The organism is Tahibacter sp. (genome assembly GCF_035481375.1).
Lineage (GTDB): Bacteria > Pseudomonadota > Gammaproteobacteria > Xanthomonadales > Rhodanobacteraceae > Tahibacter.
In genome coordinates this window covers 1-19,496 of the sequence record NZ_DATIGT010000296.1, presented here as the reverse complement: position 1 = coordinate 19,496, position 19,496 = coordinate 1, and the positions used below count along the sequence as shown (strand labels likewise).

Sequence of the window (19,496 nt, the reverse complement as noted above, 5' to 3'; positions counted from 1 at the left end):
AAGCCGCGCCGCGCGCCGGCGGCGGCCGCGGCGCGCAAGCCGGCGAAGGGCTCCGCGAAGAAGGCGCCGAAAACCGCGCCGGCCGCATCGCCGGCGGCGCCGGCCTTCCGGCGCGCGCGAGCGAACCGCGTCATCGACGCGCTGCAGCAGCTTCCGCGGCGGCGCACCGGACGCGACCCGCATGAAGACTGAGTTGCCGAGCCGCTGGCGTTCCTCGCAACCGGCGCTGCGTGCGGTCCAGGTCGCGTTCGACGTTTCCGAAGCGGTGCTGCAGGCGATCCGCGCCGCGGCGTTCGAGGCGAACCTGTCGAATTCCGACCAGGTCCGTGTCGTGCTCGGCCTGCCGCTGCTGCGGCAGGCCAAGCGGCCGCGGCTGACGGTGAGTCTCAGCGAAGAGGACTACCGGCTGCTCGGCGAGCGCTACGATCTCGATCCGGGCAACCATCTGGCGATCAAGGAACGCGTCGGCGCCGCGCTCGTGGCCTTCGCGGAAAAGCAGCGCAAATCCCGTAGTGGAAAAAGGAACCCTGCGTCGTGAGCTTTCTACAACTTCTGACGAGCTATCCCGGTCTGCTGCCGAGCATCTTCGTCGGCGTGATGCTCGTGTTCTGGCTGCTGACCATCGCCGGTCTGCTCGACATGGACAGCATCGGTCCGGACTGGCTCGGCGGCAGCGAAGACGCCGACGTCAGCGGCCTGCCCGAGATGCTGGTCGCGCTCGGGCTGGACCGGCTGCCGTTCTCCATCGTCATCAGCGGCGTCGCGTTCTACTGGTGGCTCTTGACGATGCTCGCGGCCGGACTGCTGATGCCGCACGTGCCGCTGCCGCTCTGGGCGTCGGGCACGCTGGTGCTGACGGTGGCGCTGTTCGCCGCGATGCTGCTGGCGTCGGCGTCGCTGCGGCCCCTGAAGCCGCTGTTCGTCGTGAACGACAAGGTCACGCGCGAATCGGCCGTCGGCCGGCGCTGCCGCATCCTGACCCTGAGCGTCGAGGACAATTTCGGCCAGGCCGAGGTCGAGATGGGCGGCGGCACGCGCCTGACCCTGCAGGTCTATGCGGCACAGCCCAACCGGTTGAGCCGCGACTCGCCGGCCGTCGTGCTCGAGTTCGACCCGCGGCGCAAGCGCTATCTCGTCGCCGAATTCGATCCGCCTTGAACGTTCGGAAGCGCCGCGCGCGGCGTTCAGATCATGGCGCGTCCCGGGAAGGACGCGCGGCAAGACCCGCACCGACGCCTCGTGTAGCGCCGGTACGCTGAAACGTAATGCACGTTTCCCCCAATTCTGCGGAGCGTCACCATGGACATCGCCTTCACCACACTGATTGCCGCGGTCGGCATTCTGGTCGTGTTCCTGCTCGGCTTCATGGCCCTCGTGGCCAAGTTCTACCAGAAGGTCGACCAGGGGCGCGCGATGATCGTCAACACGATGCGCGCCGAACCCGACGTGACGTTCACCGGCCGCCTCGTGATTCCGATCCTGCATCGCCGCGAGGTCATGGACATCTCGCTCAAGACGATCGAGATCGAGCGCATGGGCAAGGAGGGCCTGATCTGCAAGGACAACATGCGCGCCGACATCAAGGTCAAGTTCTTCGTGCGCGTCAACAAGACGAGCGAAGACGTGCTGCGCGTGGCGCAGGGCATCGGCTGCGAGCGCGCGAGCAACCAGGCGACGCTCGAAGACCTGTTCAGCGCGAAGTTCTCCGAAGCGCTGAAGACCGTCGGCAAGAACATGGACTTCGTCGACCTGTACGAGGCGCGCGACCGCTTCCGCGACCAGATCGTGCGCCAGATCGGCGATGAACTCTCGGGCTACGTGCTCGAGGACGCGGCCATCGACTATCTCGAGCAGACGCCGCTCGAGAAGCTCGACCCGCACAACATCCTCGACGCGCAGGGCATCCGGAAGATCACCGAGCTGACCGCCGAGCAGGCCATCTTCACGAACGAACTGCGCCGCAACGAAGAGATGCGGATCAAGAAGAAAGACGTCGAGACCGCCGAGGCCGTGCTCGAGCTCGAGCGCCAGAAGGCGCACGCGGAGGCCAACCAGCTGCGCGAGATCGCGATCACGAAGGCGCGCGAGGAAGCCGAGGCCGCCAAGGTCATGGCCGAGGAACGCGCGAAGTCCGAATCGGCGCGCCTGCTCGCCGAGCAGCAGATCCTCGTGCAGACCGAGAACATGAAGCGAGAGGCCGAAGTCGCCGAGAAGAACCGCCAGCGCGCGGTCGCGATCGAGGACGAAAAGGTCACGCGTGCGCGCGAGCTGGAGATGGTCGACCGCGAACGCGAAGTGACGCTGCAGCGCATCGAGAAGGAAAAGGCCGTCGAAGTGCAGAAGAAGGCGATCGCCGACGTGATCCGCGAACGCATCGTCGTCGAGCGCACCGTCGCCGAGCAGGAAGAGGAGATCAAGAACCTGCGCGCGCTGTCGGAAGCCGAGCGCACGAAGAAGTCGACGATCGTGCTGGCCGAGGGCCAGGCCGAAGAGAAGTTCATCACCGACGTGAAGATCGCGCTCGCCGACGAGCAGCGCGCCAAGCACAAGGCGGCCGAGGAACTCACGATGGCCGAGGCACGCCTGGCGATCGCGAGCAAGACGGCCGAGGGCCGCAAGCGCGAAGCCGAGGGCATGGAAGCGATTGCCGCTGCCGACGGACTGGCCGAGGCGCGCGTCGCGCTGGCCCGCGCCGATGCGGCCGAGAAGGAAGGTCTCGTCTCGGCCAAGGTCAAGCTGGCCGATGCCGAAGCGGTCGCGAAGCAGGGCGCGGCGAGTGCCGAAGCGCTGCGCCTGAGGCTCGAAGCCGAAGCGGTCGGCAAGCAGAAGCACGGCGAGGCCGAAGCGCAGGCGATCGCGGCGCGCTTCGCCGCGGAAGCCGGCGGCCTCAAGGACAAGTTCGGTGCGATGCAGGCCATGAGCGCCGACACGCGCGCGCATGAAGAGCACCGCATGCAGCTCGACTATGCGCACACGCAGCGCCTCAGGACGATCGAGGCGAACCAGGCGATCGCGCGCGAGCAGGCCGAGATCCTGTCCAAGGCGCTGTCCGCGTCGAAGATCGAGATCGTCGGCGGCGACGGCGAATACTTCGAGCGCTTCATGCGGAGCCTGAGCCTCGGCAAGGCGATCGACACGACGGTCGACAAGAGCGAACTCCTGAGCCAGGCGCTGGCCGACCACAAGTCCGGCAAGCGCGACCTGATCGCCGACGCGCGCGACCTGATCGCCGCGCTCGGCGGCACCGACTCGGTACGCGATCTGTCGCTCGCCTCGCTCGCGCAGAAGCTCGTGCCGCCGGCGAAGTGAACCGCTCGTAGGTTGGGCCGAGCCGAAGGCGAAGCCCGACGTCGGGATGTACGGCATGCGACGACGCGTCGTGTCGATCGCTTCGTGGTTGTTCGCTGCCGTGCGACCTCGATGCTGGGCTTCGCCTGCGGCTCGGTCCAGCCGACGGTTTCGTTCTCGATGCCGGGGTTGCCAGCGGAGCCCCCCAACGCCAGTTTCGCTTTTCCAAGGGAATGCCATGTCCGATTCCGCCACGTTCGAGCTGTTGCGCAAGCGCCTCGTCGCTGCCGCCGAAACGCTGAGCGCCAAGGCCGAGGCCTTGAACGCGCGGCGCGTCGAGGCCTACGGCCGCGTCGACAGCCAGCTGGTCGCGCGACTCAATGCGCGCACCGAGCACAACTGCGTCGCGCGCGACATCGTGCGTGTCGGCGACTTGCTGCTGTTCGGCTACAACGTCTTCATCGGACTGAAGAAGGACACCGCCGTCGGCGACGTGTTCTGCCTGTACCGCCTCGACGAAACGGGTGAAACCGCGGAACTCGCGCCGGTGCCGCTCGACGGCACCTTCCTCGCCGACGCGCGTTTCGTGGCCGACTTCCGCGAGCTGTTCACGTACTACAAGTCGACGACGCTCGATCAGCTGCGCGTGCTCGACGAGCGGCTGCTGCTCGTGTTTCGCACAGGCTCGCAGGTCGGCGACAAGCGCGTGTTCCGTTTCGCGATCGAGCGGGACGGGCGCATCAGCTACATCGACAATCGCGGCGAGCGCGATCACGTGCTGCCGCCGAGCCACGACTTCGAGTGGACGCCGGTCACGCGCGACCAGTACGTGCTCGGCCGCCACCCGCACGTCAACGTGCTCGATACGGTGTTCGTCGAGACCGTTGCGGGCGATCTCACGATCAAGGTCGAGAACAACACCGAAACGGGGCTCGGCGTCTACAGCGAACCCGTCGACGACAAGAACCAGTCGCTTGCCGATGCCGAGATCGCCTACGCCGATCTGCGCGGCTTGATCGTGCTGCGCGTGCGGCCGTATCGCGAGGACACGACGCGCTATCTCGTGTTCAACAGGCGCCTGAAGACTGTCACGCGCATCGACGAGATCGGCGCGTCGTGCATGCAGCTGCCCGAAGACCACGGCCTCGTGTTTCCGGGCGGCTATTACCTCGAGTCCGGCGACTTCAAGCGCTTCGCCGATCTCGGCCACGACTTCTCGGCGTATCGCATCAAGCGCGTCGTGCGCGCGGCCAGCGGCGAGGACATGCTCTACGTGTTCTACGAACCGCAGGCCGGCGCCTATGCGCTGCTGTCGTACCACCTGATCGAACGCAGCATGAGCCAGCCGCTGCTCGGCAACGGCTACGCGCGCTTCGTCGACGGACGCATCCTGCTGATCACGCCCGAAGCGCCGGACCAGGCCTCGCGGCTGCACACGATGCAACTCTGGCGCACGCCGTTCGCGTTCGACGAACACGCGAGCGCGCAGCCGCGCGTGGCCGGCCTGCTGGGCCGGCTGGGCAACGCGAGCGTGGTACGCGCGCTGGCCGATCTGCGCGAACTGCGCCGGCTCGCCGAAGACGCCGGCAGCCGCGGTGCCTACGAGCGGCTGCTGCGTGTCGCGGCGCGCTGCAGCGACGCCTATCCGTGGCTGGCCGAGGCCGAGGCCGGCGACATCGGCACCGAAGTCGCGACGCTCGCGCGCAGCGGCCGCGAAGCGCTGACCGCGTACGAGCGCCTGGAACAGGCGCAGACCGCGGCGCGGCAGCTCGTCGGCGACGCGGGCCGCAGCGTCGGCGAACTGCTGTCGCGCGTGGCGAGCCTGCTCTGGCAGAAGCCCGACGATTTCACCGACGCGATCCGCCAGCTCAAGCGCAAGCGCGGCGAGCTGACCGTGCTCGGCGAGCAGCCGCACGTCGACGCGGCGGCGATCGCGGCACTCGATGCGAAGCTGCGCGAGGAACTCGATCGCATCGGTGCGCGCGCGCTGAAATTCTTCGCCGAGCCGGCGGCGTTCGCGAGCCTGCGCCAGGGGCTCGCCGAAAGCGCCGCGGCGGTCGAACAGTCGCGCACGACCGCGGCGCTCGCGCCGATCGCCGACAAGCTCGATGCGCTCGCCGAATCGCTGGACGGCCTGTCCGAACTCATTGCCGGCTTCGAGCACAGCGACGCGCAGCAGCGCGCGTCGCTGCTCGGCGAAACCTCGCAGCTCTATGCCGAGGTCAACCGGATCCGCGCGGCGCTGCGCACGCGCCGCGACGCGCTGCTCGTGCAGGAGCAGGGACTCGAATTCGGCGCGCAGCTGACCGTGCTCGAACAGTCGGTACTGAACCTGATCGGCCGCTGCGATACGCCGGAAAGCGCCGACGCCGCGCTGGCACAGGTGCTCAGCCAGATCGAGCAGCTCGAAGCGCGCTTCGGCGAGCAGCCCGATTTCCTCGTCGAACTGACCTCGCGCCGCGAGAGCGCGCTCGAAGCGTTCGCCGCGCGGCGCGAGCAGATCGCCGGCCAGCGCGAGCGACGCGCCCAGGGCTTGAAGGAGGCGATCGCGCGCGTGCTCGACGGCGTGCCGCGGCGCATCGCGAAGATCGCCGCCGCGGAGGAACTGCATGCGTTCTTCGCCGGCGACACGCTGGTCGAGCGCGCGCAGCGCCAGCTCGCCGAACTGCGCGGCATCGGCCAGGCGGTCGCGGCCGACGAACTCGCCGGCCGGCTGCGCGCGCTGAAGGAAGCCGGCCTGCGCGATCTGCGCGACCGCACCGAACTCGGTGCGAGCGGCGAGGCGCTCGCGCTCGGCGCGCATCGCTTCACGATCGAGCGCGGCACGCTCGATCTCGCGCTGCTGCACGACGCCGACGGCCTGTCGCTGCAGCTGACCGGCACGGACTATCGGCACCGGCTCGCCGAGCCGCGCGCGGAGGCGTTCCGCGCGGTCTGGGGACAGGCGCTGCCGAACGAGACCGACCAGGTCTACCGCGCGGAATTTCTCGCGGCGCAGTTGTGGGATCGCCTGGAGGCCGGCGACACCGCGCTGCGCGATGCGCTGCAGGCGTCCGATCCGCAGGCGCTCGTCGACCTCGTCGCCGAGGAGGCGCAACGGCGCCCGGGCGAGGACTATCAGCGCGGCGTGCACGATGCCGATGCTGCGGCGATCCTGCGCGAGGTCGTGCGGCTCGCCGCCGGCGCGGCGGAACTTCGCGTCCCGGCGGCGGCACGCGTGCTCGCGCAGGCGTGGTATGCGCAGCGGCGCGAACAGGACCGGGCCGTCGTCCGCGCGCACGCGGCGGGCCTGCACTGGTTCCTGCAGCGCGGTGAATTGCCGTTGCCCGAATCGTGGCGCAGCGGCCTGCGCGCCGCGGCGCAGGCGTTCGGGCTCGACCAGGCCATCGCCGATGCGGCGGCGCGCCATCTCGTCGCGAGTCTCGGCGGCGATGCGGCGCGTTTCGCCGCGAACGGTGCCGCGGCCGATCTCGCGCAGCGCGCGCAGGCGGAACTGCCGCGCAGCGCATTGGCCGCGCTGCATTCCGAACTCGTCGCGCCGGAGCGATTGCAGCTAGCGGTGGAGTGGTGCCGCCGGCTCGGTGCGAGCGACGCCGATACCGCGCTCGAAGCCGGCGCGATGCTCGCGTTCGCCGAATTGCCGCGCGAGCGCGTCAATGCCGAACTGCAGGCGACGGTCGGCGCGCTGCGCGGCGCGCATGCGCGCGTGCGCGACGGCGCGCTCGCGCTGAACCTGCCGGAATTCCTCGCGCGGCTCGCGCGTCACAAGGACACGACCGGGCGCGACTGGCATGCGTTCGCGAAGCTGCGTCACGAACTCGTCGAGACCGAACGCCGGCGGCTCGGCCTCGATCGCTTCCTGGCCAAGCCGATGGCAGGCTTCGTGCGCAACCGGCTCATCGACGAGGTCTACCTGCCGCTGATCGGCAACAACCTCGCCAAGCAGATCGGCAGCGTCGGCGACGCACGCAGCGACCGTTCCGGCCTGCTGCTGCTGATCTCGCCGCCGGGCTACGGCAAGACCACGCTGATGGAATACATCGCGGATCGCCTCGGCATGATCTTCGTGCGCGTGAACGGTCCGACGCTCGGACACGACGTCAGTTCGCTCGATCCGGCCGCCGCCGCGCACCGCGGTGCGGCCGAGGAGCTGGTCAAGCTGAATCTCGGTCTCGCGATGGGCGTCAACGTGATGCTCTATCTCGACGACATCCAGCATCTGTCGGCGGAATTCCTGCAGAAATTCATCAGCCTCGCCGATGCGACGCGGCGCATCGACGCGATCGTCGACGGGCAGGCGCGCACGCTCGACCTGCGCGGCAAGCGCTTCGCGCTCGTGATGGCCGGCAATCCATACACCGAATCGGGCGAGGTGTTCCGTATTCCGGACATGCTCGCGAACCGCGCCGACGTCTACAACCTCGGCGACGTGCTGAGCGGGCGCGAGGCGCTGTTCGCCGACAGCTACATCGAGAACGCGATGACCGGCAATGCGATCACCGCACCGCTCGCCGAGCGCCCGCGCAGCGAGATCCTCGCCGCGCTGCGTGCCGCGCGCGACGACGGCGAGCTGCCCGGCGAACTGCCCGGCGGCGCGCAGACGCTGGAACTGCTCAAGCGCATGGTCGCCGTGCGCGACGTGCTGATGCGCGTGAATGCGGCCTATGTCGAGAGCGCCGCGCAGGACGATGCGTATCGCAGCGAGCCGCCGTTCAAGCTGCAGGGCAGCTACCGCAACATGGCCAAGCTGTCGGCGCAGCTCAGTCCGCTGCTGACGCCGACCGAACTCGACGCGCTGATCCGCGACCACTATCGCGGCGAGGCGCAGACGCTGGGCGCGCGTGCGGAAGAAAACCTGCTGCGTCTCGCGCAGCTGATCGGCGCGCCCGGTGCGGACGAAACCGCGCGCTGGGATGCGCTCGTCGAGAATTTCCGCCGTCTCGCGCGGCAGGGCGGCAAGGACGCCGACGGCACGACGCGCATGGCGACGACGCTGTCGGACATCGCGCTGCAGATCGAGAAGCAGGGCAGCCGCAGCGAATCGCTGAACAGCGCGCTCGATGCGCTGAAGACCTTGGCCGACATCCACACCGCGCTGCAGCGCGAACCGCGCCTCGAAGCGCCGCCGGCGCTCGCCGAGGCACTGACGAAGATGGCGCGCGCGTACGAGGAGACCCTGGTGCCGCTGGTCTCCGCGCTGCATCACAAGATGACGCTCGATCACGACATGTGGGACCAGGTACGCCAACTGCGCACCGGCGTAGACGCGATCATGAAGCGCATAGCCAAACCGTAGGGCGCAACAAGCGAAGCGCATTGCGTCATCTCCGCGACGCCATCTGACACACGGCGCAATGCCCTTCGGTCATTGCGCCCTACGTCCGCGGGGCAACCCGGAAACGTGGGGCGAAACAAGCGAAGCGCATTGCGCCACCTCCGCGACGCGACGCCATCTGACATACGGCGCAATGCCCTTCGGTTATTGCGCCCTACGCCGCGTGCGTCCGATGCCGTTGGCTATTGCGCTCCACCCGCGCAATCGCCCATGCGCTTGAGATCGAGCGTGCCGCTGCGGCCCGCATACGGTCCGGCGGTCGGCGCATTCGCAAAGCGATAGTCGAGCGCCGCGCGGCCGCAGCCCAGCATGCGCAAGGTCGCGGAACCGATGGCGTAGGCGTTGTAGGTCGGGACGCGGTCGAACGCGCCGCCGATGGTCTGGATCAATTGCAGCTCGACGCGGCCGTCGACGGCCTGCGCGAGGTCGCCCTGCAGCGTGAGCCAGTGCTGGCGGCCCGGGTCGTTCTGCGTGCCGGCCGGGTCGTAGGTGAACCATGGCGCGAAGAACACGCCGTCAGGCTGGATGTTGAGCTGCAGTCCCTGGCCGATTGCGGAATCGTCGTACCACGCGCCGGACTGCTGCGCGTCGAAGCCCTTGGCCGGCGGTCTCGCGCCGGCGCCGGGCTGGGTCGAACCGTTGGCGAGGATGCAGCCCTGCGTCTGCGGTGTGAGGCGCGACAGTGTGATCGTTCCTTCTGCGGCATCGTTATGACCCGCGTCGAAGCGATAGCGCAGTGTGGCGTTGCTGCAGTCGCGGAACGTCAGCGTCGCACGGCCGATGATCTCCGGCGAGACTGCGGGACCGGCGTCGAAATTGCCGCCGGTGGTTTCGAGGATCGGCAGTTCGAGCGAGGTCGCGTTCGCCGGCACGCCGTTGACCTGCAGCGTGTACCAGCGCTGTCCGGCCGGATCGTTGCCGCCGTTGGTCGTGAACGTGAACCACGCGGCGAACAGCGTGCGCGACGCCGGCAGCCAGTCGATCGCGAGGCCTTCGCCGTTGGCATACGGCGAGAACCACAGGCCCGCGACGCCGGGCTGGTCGAGACGGACCGGCGGCGCCACGCTCGTCATTGCGTCGACCGAGAACACCGCTGCATTCGCGCCGGCCTGGCGATCGACGACGGCGGCGGCAAGGCGCGCGCCGCCCGCGGTTTCGAACGCGAGCGAGCGCGGCTGCGCGCACGCGCCGTTGCAGTCGACGAAGCGCTCGTCCTGCTGCAGCCCGGTCTGCCGGTCAAGACGCTCGATGCGCAGCTTGTTCGGCCAGGCGTGCGCGAGCAGCAGCGCACCGGAACCGTCGATGGCCATCTGGCCGCCGTCGTTGGCGGCTGCGGCCAGCGTGGGATTGCGCGATTCCTGCTGCCAGATCCGCGCGCCGTCCGTCGCGGAGAGTTTCACGATGCGGCTTACGGTCCGATCCGTGGCGGCGCGCTGCGAGGAGTACTGCAGCAGATAGATCGCAGCGCCGTCGCGCGCGATGCGCCCGCGATCGAAGCCGGCGTCGAGGTCGACGGTCCAGCGCGTCGAACCGTCCGGTGCGACCGACCACAGGCTCGTGCGGTCGCCGGGCAGTGCCGCGCGGCGGCCGAGTACGACGACGCTGCCGTCCGCCGCGATCGCGAATTCCGAGCGGTATTCCGACAGCGGACTTGGCACGCGATAGACGCGCGTGCCGTTGCCGGTGTGCTGCGCGAGCGCGGTGTCGACCGCAAGTACGCTGCGGCCGTCCGCCCCGATGCCGATCTGCGCCACTTCGCCGGCACCGCCGCCGACCGGCTGGATCGCGCCGGTCGGCGCGATCTGTTCGATCGCGTAGTCGCTCGTGTTGGCCACGACGAGCAGCGTGTTGCCGTTCGTCAGCGGCGCGCTTTCCATGAGGCGCGTGAAGCTGGAGAACTGTTGGCGTTCCCAGCCGCCCGCGCCGTCGCGCGTATCCCAGCAGCGCGCGCGACGCACGTTGTTGCCGTTGGGCACGGCCTGGTACGCCGCGAGCTCCGAACTGCAGAGCTGCGTTCCGGTGAGGCGGAATCGCGCCTCGTAGAGCTCCAGCGACGGCGCGATGTGCTGCCAGACGACGCGGCCCTGCGCGTCGAGCTTCGCGAGCGTCGCGCCGTGGATGCCTTCGGCCTTGCTCAGCAGATAGCTCGCCCCGTCGCCGTCGACGGCATGCGCGTGCAGGCGCGTCGGCACGGCAACGGCCGGCGCGTTCGGCGCGGCCGGTGCGATCCGGTTGGCCGCATCGATCGCGAGCAGATGCGTGGGACGACCGGCGGGCGTCTCCTGGCCGAGCAGATAGAGCATGTCGCCGGCGATGCGAAGCTGCAGCGACGTCTCCAGCGGCAGATCGACGCGCGCCGTCACGGCGCCGGCGGCGTTGCGCCGAATCAGCCGATCGATTCCCTGCAGCGCACAGGCGTGCGCGGTGGAGCCGTCGGTGCTCACGACGACCTCGCGCGCGACGGCGACATCCGGTGTGCCGGGCAGGTCGCAGAGCGGCCGTTGCCACTGCTGCTGGCCGTCGCCGCCGACACGCGTCAGCGTGCGCGGCTGCACCGTGCCGGTACGCAGGCCCGTGACGATATAGACCGCATCGCCCGAGCGCTGGATGTCCGCGAGGCCCGTGTCGGCGCCGACCGCGTGCGTCGTCGTCCACGTCGCAGCGCCCTGCGCGTCGAGACGGCTCAGCGTGAGGCTCGAATTCAGGATGCTCGCGACGTAGGCACCGCCATCAGGCGTGGCGGTGACGAGCGGCGAGGACACCGCCGCGCCGTACACCGAGTTCCATCGCTCGATGCCGTCGCTGCCGTAGCGCGCGACGACGCCGAACGGCGGACGTGCGTTCTGCGATACCGCGACGGCACCGCCGTCGGCCTGCGCCTCGACGCTGAGCAGCGTGCGGCCGACGACGACGAATTGGCGCTGCATGCCGTCGGCGCCGAACTGCATCAGCGTGACGCCGCGCGCGACCCAGAACGTACCGTCCGCGGCGACGTCGACGTCGGCGCAGCCGGCGGGATCGATGCGCCATTTCACGCGCAACTGCGCGTCGACGCGCATCAGCTTGCAGCTGGCGCTGCGCAGGATCACGTCGCCGCCGTCGAGTGCGAAGCCCGCATCGAACGGCGCATCGGCGTCGCTCGCGCCGAGCATCTCGCGCGTCAGCGTGCGCGTGCCGCCGGTATCGCTGCGGCTGATCGCGCCGTCGCCAAAGGTCCAGAACGCGCGATCGGCTGCGACGACGAATCCGGTCGGGTTCGACGCCGTCGTCGCCGTCGGCGCGAGGTGACGCCAGTCGGCCGATGCGCCGAGCGGCAGCAGCGTGGCCAGCAGCGCAAGATGGTGCAGCGGAAGCGGCGAGTGGTGTCGCATGCGAGCGTCCTTGTCCGGAGTGGATGCCTGTGGGACGACGCATGCGGAGGCTTCCCCCAAAGGCGCCGGTCGCGCCATGAGTGGAGATGTGTCCGATCGCGCACGTCAAAAATGCCGAGGCCGCCTTGCGGCGGCCTCCGGCGGCTGCGGATTCGATCAGATCGCGCTCACGGCGCGCAACCGCCGGCGCGCGACAGTCGCAACGAACCGCTGCGGCCACGGAACGCGCCTGCGCCCGGGATGTCGTCGAAGCGGTAGTCGAGATCGGCGCGATCGCAGGCACGGAGGCGCAGCGTCGCCGTGCCGATCGCCGTCGCGTTGTAGGTCGGCACGCTGTCGAAGCGTCCGCCGAGCGTCTGCACGAGCACGAGTGGCGCGACGCCGTCGCGGGCCTCGGCGAGATTCCCCTGCAGCGTGAACCAGTGTTGCCGGCCCAGGTCGTCGCCGGCATCCGCCGGGTCGAACGTGAACCATGGCGCGAAGAACGTGCCGTTGGGCTGCACCGTGAACTGCAGGCCCTGGCCGACCGCCGTCTCGTCGAACCAGGTGCCCGACTGTTTCGCGTCGAAGCCGTGTGCCGGCGGCTGCGCGCCGGGTGCCGGCTGCGTGCTGCCGTCGGCGAGCACGCAGGGCTGCGTCGCCGGCGACAGGCGCGACAGCGTGATCGTGCCGCTGCGCGCCTCGTTGACGTTCGCGTCGAACGCATAGCGCAGCGTTGCGCGCGCGCAGTCGTGGAATTCGACCTGCGCAGTGCCGACGCGCCGCGGCGACACGTTCGGCGCGGCGTCGAAATTGCCGCCGGTGGTTTCGAGGATCGGCAGGTCGAGGCGGCGTGCGCCGTCGGCAACGCCGTTGGCCTGCAGCGTGTACCAGCGCAGCTGCTCCGTTTCGTTTCCGCCGGTTGTGGAAAACGTGAACCAGGCGCCGAACAGCGTGCGCGAGACCGGCAGCCAGTCGAACGCGATGCCTTCGCCGTGCGCGTAGGGCGACCACCACGCGCCGGCAATGCCGGGCTGGTCGAGCCGCGTGGTCGCGGCCGACAGGTCGCTCGCGACGACGGCGCCGGTCTGGCCGCGGTCGCGATCAAGCACGTCGAACGCGGTGCGCGCGGTATGTGTCGCATCGAGGCTCAGCGCCGCGGGCGCGCCGCAGAGCGCGTCGCAGGCGAGCCAGGCGTCGTGGACGAGGTTGCCGGAATTCGCGCTCACTCGTTCGACGTGAAGACGGTCGCGTTCGCTGTGTGCGACCAGGATGTCGTCGGCGTCGGCCGATGCAGCGAGTGCGCTGCTGCCGAACGGGTGATGGCGGCTCGCATGGCTCCAGACCATCGCGCCGGTCGCCGCATTCATGCGCTCGAGCACGATCTCGACCGAGCGATCGGCGCCGGTCGACCCGCTGCGCATGCCGACCCCATAGAGCGCGTCGCGCTGTCGCAGCAGGCGCGTGAAGCCGACCGCATCGAGATCGCGCGTCCAGCGCGTGCGGCCGTCGGGGGCGACGGCCCAGAGGCGGCGACCGTTGCTGCTGCCCGGCGAGGGTGGTCCGATCATCCAGACGCTGCCGTCGTCGTCCGACAGCAGGAACCCTTCCACGACGTAGTCCAGCCAGATCGGCGCCGACGTGACGTTCATGCGCAGCGCGCCGTCTGGCGCGTACTGACGCAGTTCATTGCTTGTGACGACCGTGGCGGCACCGTGCGCGTCGAACACGGCGCGGCGTGCGGGCCGCGGGCCGCGCACCGACGTTTCGATCTGCCCGTCGCGGCCGAACCGTTGTACCTCGTGACCGTTGTCGCCCGAGCGTACCGTGTAGACCTTGGCATCGGCCGTGATCGCGATCGCGGCCAGGCGGTAGCGCTGGTCGTTGGCATACGCGCCGCGCCAGCGCGTCTCGCCGCTTTCGGCGTCGGCGCAGAGAACGCTGCCCATCACGAGGCTGTTGTCGACAGAGTCGGCGAGCGCGAGGCAGGCGAGGCCGCCGCCGACGGCGAGCGCGTCGCCGCCGAGGTAAGCCGGCAGTTCCACGCGGCGCGTCCAGGTGATGCCTCCGTCGGCCGCGAGCCGCGTGAGCGTGGCACCGCGCGTGCCGGCCTGCGTGATCGCCGGCGCGACGGCGATGAAGCTCGTGCCGTCGGCGAGGATCGCCTGGCCGATCAGCCGGCCCGGCGCAGCGGCGCGATAGCCGTCGATCGCGGCGACGGCGACCTGCGTGCCGTCGACGATCAGCGTGTGCCGCGTCGGCGGTTGATCGAGCGATGGGCGATGGCCGAGCACGAGCAGGCGGCCGTCGCCCTGCTGCACGATCTGCGTCGCGCGGTGGAGCGGCAGCGTCAGAGCGGACGACGCACCGGCCGCCGTCACGCGCAACAGTCGCGACGTCAGTCCGCCATCCTGGCAGACGAGCGCAATGCTGTCGTCGCGCAGCCGCGCGATCGGCGTGCCGCTGATCGCGGGCATGTCGCAGTCGGCGGCGAGCTGCCAGCGCAACCGGCCGTCGGCGCCGACGCGGAGCAGAGTTCCCGCGCGGTACTGATCACGCGTGACAACGACGTAGACATCGCCGCCGTCGGCGGCGATGACGTCGGTCATGAAGCGCTGCGGCGGCAGCCCATGGGTCCATTGCAGCTGACCATCCGCGCCGACGCGCACGAGGTCGACAGCGGCCGTCGCGACATCGGTCGCGACGGCGACGACACCATCGCCGGCCAGCGTGACGAACGACAACGGTTTCTGATCTTCGCGTACCCACGTCCAGCGCTCGTTGCCCTGTGGGTCGAAGCGCATGAGGCGCGATGTCGTCACGCCGCGCAGGCGCGTGGCGGCGACGGCACCGCCGTCGGCGTACACCGCGACGGGGCGCGTTACATAAGGCTGGCCGACGGCGTTCGCCGGTTCGCCGACGCGGCCGTCCGCATCGATGCGGATCAGCTTCTCGGTCGCGAGAAACCAGCCCTGGCCCGCGGCGTTCGCGAAATAGCCATGGCAGATTTCATCGCGCAGCGGCAGCTCGACGCGCCAGCGTTCGCGTCCGTTCGCGTCGATGCGCTTCGCCGCGCAGTAGCCGCCGAGGCCGTCGCGTATCGCGCTGAGGTCGAGGAGTGCACCGCCGTCGGCGAGCGGTACGAGGTCGCGCACGGAGTCGGCAGGAAGACGCTCGCCGGTCGCGTTGCGGTGGACTTGGCGCGTGACGCCGGCGGCGCTGCGGTAGACACCGTCGGCCGCGACCGTCCACAACGCGTAATCGGTACCGATGCGGTAGTACGTCGGGACGACCGGCTCGTCGGGCATCGCCTGCTCGTAGCGCCAGTCCGCGGTGGCCGCGAACGGCGCGACGAGCAGCAGCGCGGCGACCGCACGCAGGCGCGTACGCACGGGATTCGGTGCGTTCGGCTTCGGACTGCGGGCGGTCGGACTCATGATGCGCCGTTGTGCACTACGTCATGTTGGGGCGATGTGAGCGGTCAGGGGGCGCAGCCGCCTGCGTTACGGTCGTCGTCGAAGCGATAGTCGAGCTCGGCGCGATCGCAACCGCGTAGGCGCAATGTCGCCGTGCCGACCGCATTCGTGTGGTAGGTCGGCGGATGCTGAGTGGACGCAGCGTCGCGCAGGCTTCCCCAAGGCCGTGTCCGCGTTACGGCCCGCAGCCGCCTTCCTTGATCATCTCGAGCTCGCCCGTCTTGCCGGCGAACGCGCCGATGCGTTCATCGTTGCCGAAGCGATAGGTCAGCGTCGCGCGGTCGCAGCCGTGCATCTGCAGCGTGGCCTGGCCGGCGATGTAGCGGTTGCGCGTCGCGCGGCTGTCGAACGCGCCGCCGACGGTCTGCACGATGACGAGGTCGATCTTGCCGTTGACCGCCTGCGACAGGTCGCCTTGCAGCGTGAACCAGTGCTGGCGTCCGTTGTCGTCGGGATTGCCGGCGACGTCGTAGGCGAACCACGCGGCGAAGAACACGCCGTCGGGCTGTACGGTGAGCTGCATGCCCTGGCCGCCGGTCGCGGGTTCGTACCACGAGCCGCTCTGGCGCGCGTCGAAGCCCTTGCTGGCCGGGCGCGGCGATGCGGCCGGCTGCACGCTGCCGTCGGCGAGGATGCACGGCTGCGTTGCCGGCGACAGGCGCGACAGCGTGATCGTGCCCGCGGCGCCGCCGTTGTAGCGCGGATCGAACACGTAGCTGAAGCTGCCGTTCGCGCAGTCGCTGAAGCTCAGCGTGCCGCTGCCGACGCGCGTGGTCACGCGCGGCTCGGCCGAATCGAAGATGCCGCCGGTCACGTAGTAGATCTCGATCGCGGCGCTGCGCGCGCCGGCCGGCACGTTCGCGGCCTGTGCGACGTACCAGCGCTGGCCCGCGGTCTCGTTTCCGCCGTCGAGCGAGTAGGTGAACCACGGCATGAAGACCAGGCGCGCCTGCGGCAGCCAGTCGAGCACGAGGCCTTCGCCCTCGCCGTAGTACGAACCCCAGGCGCCGTTGAGGCCGATCTGGTCGACGCGCACGGTCGCGTCGTTGGCGTAGGCGCGCGCGGCGCTGCGATCGGCACCGGCGACGCGGGCGAGGCCGCCCTTGGCGGCGGCGCCGCCGAGCGTGCAGTCGTCCGCGGCGCAGGCGATGGTCTCGGCGGAAAGCGCGCTGCCGTTCTCGATGCTGTAGCTGTCCACGTCCCAGCGTCCGTCGCCGGTGCCGAACACGACGATGCGACGCGCGACCGCGTCAAAGTCGGCGCGGTCGCCGGCGACGGTCTTGCGCCAGCGGCGCGTGCCGACGTCGTTGCGGATCACTTCGATCGACACGCGCGCGTCGACGCGCGGCGTGCCGAAGCGTCGCTCGACGATCAGCGAATCGTCGGACAGATGCAGGTGCACGGTCGTGTTGACGATGCTTTCAAGCCCGCGCTTCCAGCGCACGTCGCCGTTGGCGTCGATGAGCCAGGCGAAGGTGTCCGACGACGACGGCGTGTCCTTGCCGACGACGAACACGTTGTCGTTGTCGTCGATGCGCAGCTGCTGCGGCTGGATGCCGACCGACGGCAGATCCAGTTCGAAGATCGTGCGGCCGTTCCTGTTGCGGCGGATCAGCTTGCCTTCGTCGCCGGTCGACGGCGTCGTCGCGAGGCGTTCGACCACGACCGAATCGCCGTCGCCGTTGATGTCGGCGAGCGGCGTGCGCTCGGTCGTCGCGAGATGCATTTCCGACGCGCCCGAGGGATCGAACAGCTGCGCGCCGTGGAAGACGTAGGACAGCACGAGATGACTGTCCTCGCGCAGGCGGAACATGCTCGCCGGCAGCGGATTGCGCGAGCGGAAGTTCAGCGGTTCCTCGATCTCGCGGAACCAGACCGAGCGGCCGTCGGCGACGTCGAGGCAGCGCACGCGGTTCTCGGGTTCGCCCTGCAGTTCCTGGACTTCGGAGACGCAGACGCGCTCGTTCGTCGCGGTGGCCTGGGCCAGATCGAACACGCCCGGGAACTCGACGTCCCAGGCGGTGCTGCCGTCGGACTTGGTGCGGCGCACGCGATAGGTCGACGCGCCGGCGGCGGCGCTGACGACGAAGGTATCGCCCTGCGCATTCGCCGCGAGCGCGCGGGCGCGCGTGCGCAGCGGCGACGAAACGGCCGTGTTGCCGTCGACGACGGTGCCCTGCGCATCGATGTCGACGAGACGGTTCACGCCGGCCTCGCTCGCGCCGACGACGAGCGTGTGGCCGTTGGCTTCGCGCGCGAGCGAGACGGCGGTGGAGACCGGCAGCTCGCGGTCGAAGGCGATCGCGCCCGCGGTCGTGAAGCCGATCAGGCGGACGCGCTGCGTCGATCCGTTGAGCGTCGACGTCAGCACCGTCGCGCGGCCGCTCGGTGCCACGTACAGCGAGCAGCCCGGACCCGGTGCGGCGCAGGCGTCGCCGATCGCGGCGGGCAGCGCCTGTGTCCATAACGGCGTGCCGCTCGGCGATATGCGCGTGAGCTGCGCGCCGGTGCGGTTGATCGTGTCGAGCGAAAACAGTCCGCCGTCCTGCGCGAGCGCGACGACGGCGATCGCCGAATTCGGACCGAGTTCCTGCGCGGCCTGCCAGATCGGCCGGCCGTTCGCGTCGAGGCACAGGCGCACGACGCCACTGCCGCTCGGCGTGCGCGCGGCGGCGCAGTTCACGCCGTAACCGGCGGTGACGGCGCTGAACTCGATGCCGGACAGTGCGCCGGTCGCATTCCAGACCCAGCGCTGGCGGCCCAGGCGATCGAAGCGCGCGAGCTGCGCCTGGCCCTGGCCCGGCGTCGTGCTGCTGCGGCCGGCGATCAGAAGGTCGCCGTTGGGGGCGTCGACGGCGCGCTGCGGGCGCTGGAAGCGCAGCGGCGCGGGCTCGTCGCCGACCGTGCGCGCGACGACCGGAAACGCGGTCGGCGTCAGCGTCGCGCGCAGGCTGCCGTCGGCCGCGAGGCGCTGCAGGTTGTCGGCGGTTTCGATCCAGCTGCCGCCGGCCGCGTCGGGCAGCACGAACAGCGGCGAGACGTCGCGCTGCCAGACGAACTGGCCTTGCGCGTCGAAGCGGCGCAGTCGGTTCGACGCGTTCTCGGCCAGCAGCACGCCGCCGTCGGCGACGGCGATCAGGCGCGCACTGTCGATGGTGGTCGTGACGAAGGTCGTCTGGCCGTTCGCTTCGCGCTGCAGCACGGTGGCGTCGCCGCGATCGACGAGCAGCCAGCGCGCGCCCGGCGCCGCGGTGACATCGAGCACCTGTGCGGAGACGGCGCCGCTCGATGGCAGAGTCTGGTCCCAGCCGGCCGCGAAGGCGCCCGGCAGTGCGAGGCAGCTCAGCGCGAGCGAAGCGAGACGGGCGTGGCCGCGGACGACGGCGCGCGAGGAACGAGTCATACGGAAACCCCTGGACGAAACGAGTGCAGTGTTAGTGAGACGTTACGCTGCGCGCCAACCCCCACTTCGGGGGGCGATGTTGCGCCGTTGATCGATTCAACCGTAACGGAGAAACGCGGAAAACCGGCGCAGCGGTCTCGATACGCCGGTGCCGGACACGACGAGGGCCGCACACGGCGGCCCTCGTCTCACCGGATCGGCGATGCGGTTTACTTCAGCTTCGCGTCGCTGCGCAGGGCGTCGGCGCGGTCGGTCTTTTCCCACGAGAACGCCGTGAACGTCTCGCCGTTGTCGAGCTTGACGTCGTACGGCGTGCGGCCGAAGTGGCCGTAGCTCGCGGTCTGCTGATACATCGGGTGCACCAGGTCCAGCATCTTGATGATGCCGTACGGGCGCAGGTCGAAGTGCTTGCGGATCAGCTTCTCGATCTTGTCGTCGCTGATCTTGCCGGTGCCGAACGTGGTGACCGAGATCGAGGTCGGCTCGGCCACGCCGATGGCGTAGGAGACCTGCACTTCGCACTTGTCGGCCAGGCCGGCGGCCACGATGTTCTTGGCCACGTAGCGCGCGGCGTACGCGGCCGAGCGGTCGACCTTCGACGGGTCCTTGCCCGAGAAGGCGCCGCCGCCGTGGCGCGCCCAGCC

Annotated in this window: 9 protein-coding genes; 5 read left to right on the top strand and 4 right to left on the bottom strand. The window is 69.9% G+C overall.

Annotation, left to right across the window (positions count from 1 at the left end; all coding sequences use genetic code 11):
* From VLF18_RS19720 to VLF18_RS19700, 5 genes are all read left to right on the top strand, one after another.
* A partial coding sequence (locus VLF18_RS19720; RefSeq protein WP_325281342.1) for a hypothetical protein occupies positions 1–192 on the top strand: 192 nt, incomplete at its 5' end.
* Complete coding sequence (locus VLF18_RS19715; protein WP_325281341.1) at positions 182–538, top strand: hypothetical protein; 357 nt, start codon at positions 182–184, stop codon at positions 536–538. The genes VLF18_RS19720 and VLF18_RS19715, both read left to right, overlap by 11 nt.
* Positions 535–1,158 carry a hypothetical protein gene (locus VLF18_RS19710; RefSeq protein WP_325281340.1) on the top strand — a complete coding sequence of 208 codons (624 nt, stop codon included), beginning with the start codon at positions 535–537 and terminating at the stop codon, positions 1,156–1,158. Before VLF18_RS19715 ends, VLF18_RS19710 begins: the two co-directional genes overlap by 4 nt.
* 141 nt (positions 1,159–1,299) lie before the next feature.
* On the top strand, positions 1,300–3,309 hold the full coding sequence (locus VLF18_RS19705) for a flotillin family protein (protein WP_325281339.1): 2,010 nt from the start codon (positions 1,300–1,302) through the stop codon (positions 3,307–3,309).
* Positions 3,310–3,526: 217 nt separating this feature from the next.
* A complete protein-coding gene (locus VLF18_RS19700) occupies positions 3,527–8,584 on the top strand; it encodes a DNA repair ATPase (protein ID WP_325281338.1) in 5,058 nt (1,685 codons plus the stop codon).
* Positions 8,585–8,805: 221 nt separating this feature from the next.
* Here VLF18_RS19700 and VLF18_RS19695 read toward each other — a convergent pair whose 3' ends face one another.
* The 4 genes from VLF18_RS19695 to VLF18_RS19680 all read right to left on the bottom strand — a co-directional run.
* Positions 8,806–11,994 carry a PQQ-binding-like beta-propeller repeat protein gene (locus VLF18_RS19695; protein WP_325281337.1) on the bottom strand — a complete coding sequence of 1,063 codons (3,189 nt, stop codon included), beginning with the start codon at positions 11,992–11,994 and terminating at the stop codon, positions 8,806–8,808.
* A 167-nt stretch (positions 11,995–12,161) separates the two neighbouring features.
* Entirely contained in the window at positions 12,162–15,410 is a 3,249-nt protein-coding gene (locus VLF18_RS19690) for a PQQ-binding-like beta-propeller repeat protein (protein ID WP_325281336.1), read from the bottom strand.
* A gap of 214 nt (positions 15,411–15,624) precedes the next feature.
* Positions 15,625–18,852, bottom strand: a complete 3,228-nt coding sequence (locus VLF18_RS19685) for a hypothetical protein (protein ID WP_325281335.1) — start codon at positions 18,850–18,852, stop codon at positions 15,625–15,627.
* 209 nt (positions 18,853–19,061) lie between these two features.
* Positions 19,062–19,496, bottom strand: a 435-nt coding sequence (locus VLF18_RS19680) for a methionine adenosyltransferase domain-containing protein (protein WP_325281334.1), incomplete at its 5' end; no start/stop codon positions are given.